This is a genomic window from Gracilibacillus halotolerans (genome assembly GCF_014206945.1).
Classification (GTDB): domain Bacteria; phylum Bacillota; class Bacilli; order Bacillales; family Amphibacillaceae; genus Gracilibacillus; species Gracilibacillus halotolerans.
Window position 1 is genome coordinate 1 of sequence record NZ_JACHON010000046.1, and the last position, 3,450, is coordinate 3,450.

6 protein-coding genes are annotated in these 3,450 nt (G+C 30.8%); 5 read left to right on the plus strand and 1 reads right to left on the minus strand.

The annotated features are described in order from the left end of the window. Positions 1–144: 144 nt before the first annotated feature. A complete protein-coding gene (locus tag GGQ92_RS16160) occupies positions 145–333 on the minus strand; it encodes a hypothetical protein (RefSeq protein WP_184251332.1) in 189 nt (62 codons plus the stop codon). A 278-nt stretch (positions 334–611) separates the two neighbouring features. On the opposite strand from GGQ92_RS16160, the gene GGQ92_RS16165 reads away from it, so the two are divergent. The 5 genes from GGQ92_RS16165 (at position 612) to GGQ92_RS16185 (ending at position 3,290) form a co-directional block, all read left to right on the plus strand. Next, positions 612–998, plus strand: coding sequence for a hypothetical protein (locus tag GGQ92_RS16165; RefSeq protein WP_184251334.1), 387 nt, complete (start codon positions 612–614; stop codon positions 996–998). A gap of 202 nt (positions 999–1,200) precedes the next feature. Next, entirely contained in the window at positions 1,201–1,446 is a 246-nt protein-coding gene (locus GGQ92_RS16170; protein ID WP_246384571.1) for a hypothetical protein, read from the plus strand. Between the two features lie 189 nt (positions 1,447–1,635). After that, positions 1,636–2,127 (plus strand): DUF2975 domain-containing protein, encoded by a 492-nt coding sequence (locus GGQ92_RS16175; RefSeq protein WP_184251336.1) that lies wholly within the window; start codon positions 1,636–1,638, stop codon positions 2,125–2,127. 10 nt (positions 2,128–2,137) lie between these two features. Then, positions 2,138–2,362 (plus strand): helix-turn-helix domain-containing protein, encoded by a 225-nt coding sequence (locus GGQ92_RS16180; RefSeq protein ID WP_184251338.1) that lies wholly within the window; start codon positions 2,138–2,140, stop codon positions 2,360–2,362. Between the two features lie 130 nt (positions 2,363–2,492). Next, positions 2,493–3,290, plus strand: a complete 798-nt coding sequence (locus tag GGQ92_RS16185; RefSeq protein ID WP_184251342.1) for a DUF817 domain-containing protein — start codon at positions 2,493–2,495, stop codon at positions 3,288–3,290. The last annotated feature ends 160 nt before the right edge of the window (positions 3,291–3,450 follow it).

The window sequence follows — 3,450 nt, forward strand, 5'->3', positions numbered from 1 at the left end:
CATGTCAAGCCTTCACATATATATTCAAATCAGCTTCAAAGCACTATCTGAAAAATTAACTTTCATGTGTCCAAAATATTGACGTAGATCCACTACACCTTCAGTAGCTAGATTATAATTGTTTAAAGAGTGCAATGTACTATATTAATGGTGTTTGGTCTCAGCTTTTTTTTTAGAAGAACGAAATAAGTACATTACTGCTTGGCCAACAATTGTAAATATTACCGCACTCCCAATTATGTCTATTAATTCAATGCCATTACCTTTTACAATGTCAACTATAAGAAAGCCGGAGAAAAAAAACAGAAAAGCGAGTCCTAGTCTAATTAACATAAAAAAACCTCCTGTAATTAATCTACATATAAATATACCATAAAATACATCTGTTAAAATTAAAATATGTTAAATATTCCAAAAAAAGGTTTGGTTAATTCTTATAAGTCGTAAAATTTATGCTAATTTTTAATTTGTATTCAGCGTTTATAAAACCATAAATTAATTTTCTTTATTTTTCTAAATCTATATACTAAAAAAATCCTTTGATTTCAGTGCGGTGACTGTTATGTTTATAAAGCTATCTAAACGAATTTATACAGAGAGAAGGAGAAAAAATGAAATTTCCCAAAGTTACTGTAGCATTTATTACATCTGGAGTCTTAGCTTTTTTACTACCTATAATACTTCCTGTTTTTCCTGAGTTCACTTATTTTCAAAATGTATTTATGTATGCTCTTTATGCTCCCCCTCTAATATTTACCTACGGCATTTTAACTTCTTCACTGTCCGATTATCTAAGCAGAAAACCGAATTATCAGCATAAAAGACTAGTATCATTTATGTTCCACGTTTTATTTGGGATAGCATTTATATTACCCTATGGGATTATTTTTGACCCATCAATTTTTACTGAAGGAATAATGAACTTTGCTACAATTTCCGGTACCTTTTCTGCTGTGGTTTATTTTGTTATAAATAAAATTGTTTCAAAAATAAACTAGTGTATAAGTTTTATAACATCAAAATGAATATTAATCATGGACTTTACTTATCTAACATTTAAATGATTAATCCCATACTAAATTTAAAAATTTATATGTTAATAACAACCTTTTATTACTTTATATGTTAAACTCTATATTGTAATGAAAATAGTTAATAGGTGTTACTGAATTATTATCCAGAAACGAAAGTGGTGAAAATTTGGAAAGGCTAAAAGATTATAAAACGTTATCGTGGACTTGTATTATCATGTGTTTATTATTATGGGTACCAAATATCGGTTTCCAGATTAGTAGTCCATTTTGGATGTTAGTGTTTATTTTAGGACCATTAGGTATTGTCTTTGCTGCATTAAATAAGAACATACTATTAATCATACTAAACATAATGATGACTTTCAGCTTCTTTATTTTTATGGCAATTAGTTACTATGTAAACTCGTTTTAAAAAATTTTAAATTCATTTTACAAACTTAATAGTATGCCCAAAAGCATTTCTTCATTAAGGAATGCTTTTTCTTTTTGTATTCAACAACTACTAAACAACAATAATATTATCAGAATCAATAATTATTTATTGATTTACAATAAATACTCTGCTAAAATCAATTTATAAAAACATGCGAGGTGTTAATTTATGAAACAAGTTTCTACCTTATTTTTAAAAATAATTGTGATTATTATGGGAATTCCGGTTCTTGCTTTATGTATATTAGCGTTGCCACGAATAGTTGGTGAAGCGATTGAGCATGCAGTAAATGGGGATACGTTAGGCTATATTGTACTAAGTATTTTATTAATTATGTATATATCTGCAATACCATTTTATTTAGGATTGTATCAAACACTAAAATTATTAAGCTACATTGAAAAGGATCAAGCATTTTCTTCTATTTCGGTAATCGCTCTAAAGAAGATAAAGAATAGCGCAAAATTAATCAGTGTCCTATATGGTGTAGCTCTACCATTAGTCTATGTTATAGCGGAGTGGGATGATGCACCGGGTCTTATTTTAATAGGTGTAATCATTATAGGTGCATCATTAGCTGTTGCAGTCTTTTCTTCTGTTCTCCAAAGACTTTTGCAAAAGGCTATAGAAATAAAAGCAGAAAATGATTTAACAGTCTGAGGTGAAAATAATGGCAATTATTATAAATATTGATGTCATGTTGGCGAAAAGGAAAATGAGTGTGACGGAGCTATCAGAGAAGGTAGGAGTCACTATGTCTAATATTTCTATATTAAAAAATGGTAAAGCAAAAGCGATTAGGCTTTCAACGCTCAATGAAATCTGTAAAGCCTTAGATTGCCAACCAGGAGATATTTTAGAATATATAAGTGATGAAGAAGTCAGTCAAAATTAACTTAGAACGAATCCATTTGTCTTCCAATAAAGATCGGGAGAAAATGAAATTTGATAAAGAACTTTCTTCGTAACGATGAAGCAGGTTCCACAAAAGGGAGTTACTTATGAGCCTAATAAATCAAAATGAAATGCCATTTAGAACGTTGAAAGTAAGATTTGCTAGTTCGTTTAAACAGCTTTTTCATTTTGGTTGGGAACAGGCACTTTCATGTTTGTTTCCAGTCGTCATATTTGCCTCGCTGGCAATTACGCAAATAGTTTCATTACCAATTCTCCCAAGGTATGACTGGTTACTCATTATATTTCTTTTGATGCAATGGTTGATGGTATATTTTGGCCTTGAAACAAAAGATGAACTAAAGGTTATCACGTTGTTTCACATCATTGGTCTAGCACTAGAAATTTTTAAAGTGCATATGGGATCGTGGTCATATCCAGAAGAAGGATATTTTAAGATTTTAGGTGTACCTCTCTATAGTGGTTTCATGTATGCCAGTGTAGCGAGTTATCTATGTCAGGCATGGAGAAGGTTAAAAGTTAATCTAGTTAAATGGCCGTCGTTTTTAATCGTAGTGCCTTTAGCAGCAGCTATTTATTTGAATTTCTTTACGCATCATTATTGGGTGGATATACGGTGGTTTTTAGCTGTATTAGTGATAGTTGTATTTTGGAAAACGTGGGTTACGTACGAGGTTAATGGTTTCCAGCATCGTATGCCACTAGCGCTTTCTTTTATACTTATAGGCTTTTTTATATGGATTGCCGAAAACATTGCAACCTTCCTTGGAGCGTGGAAATATCCAAATCAAACCGACGCTTGGAGCCTTGTTCATTTAGGAAAGGTGAGTTCATGGGTGTTGTTAGTTATTGTAAGCTTTCTTATTGTTGCATCATTAAAGCAATTTAAAGAAAGAAAAAGTATATGAAGGTAAAGATATGTCCACATAAGAATAATTTTAAAACAATACAATACCCTTCTAGTATTCGTAGTATGGATCTACGTCAATATTTTGGACACATGAAAGTTAATTTTTCAGATAGTGCTTTGAAGCTGATTTGAATATATATGTGAAGGCTTGACATGGA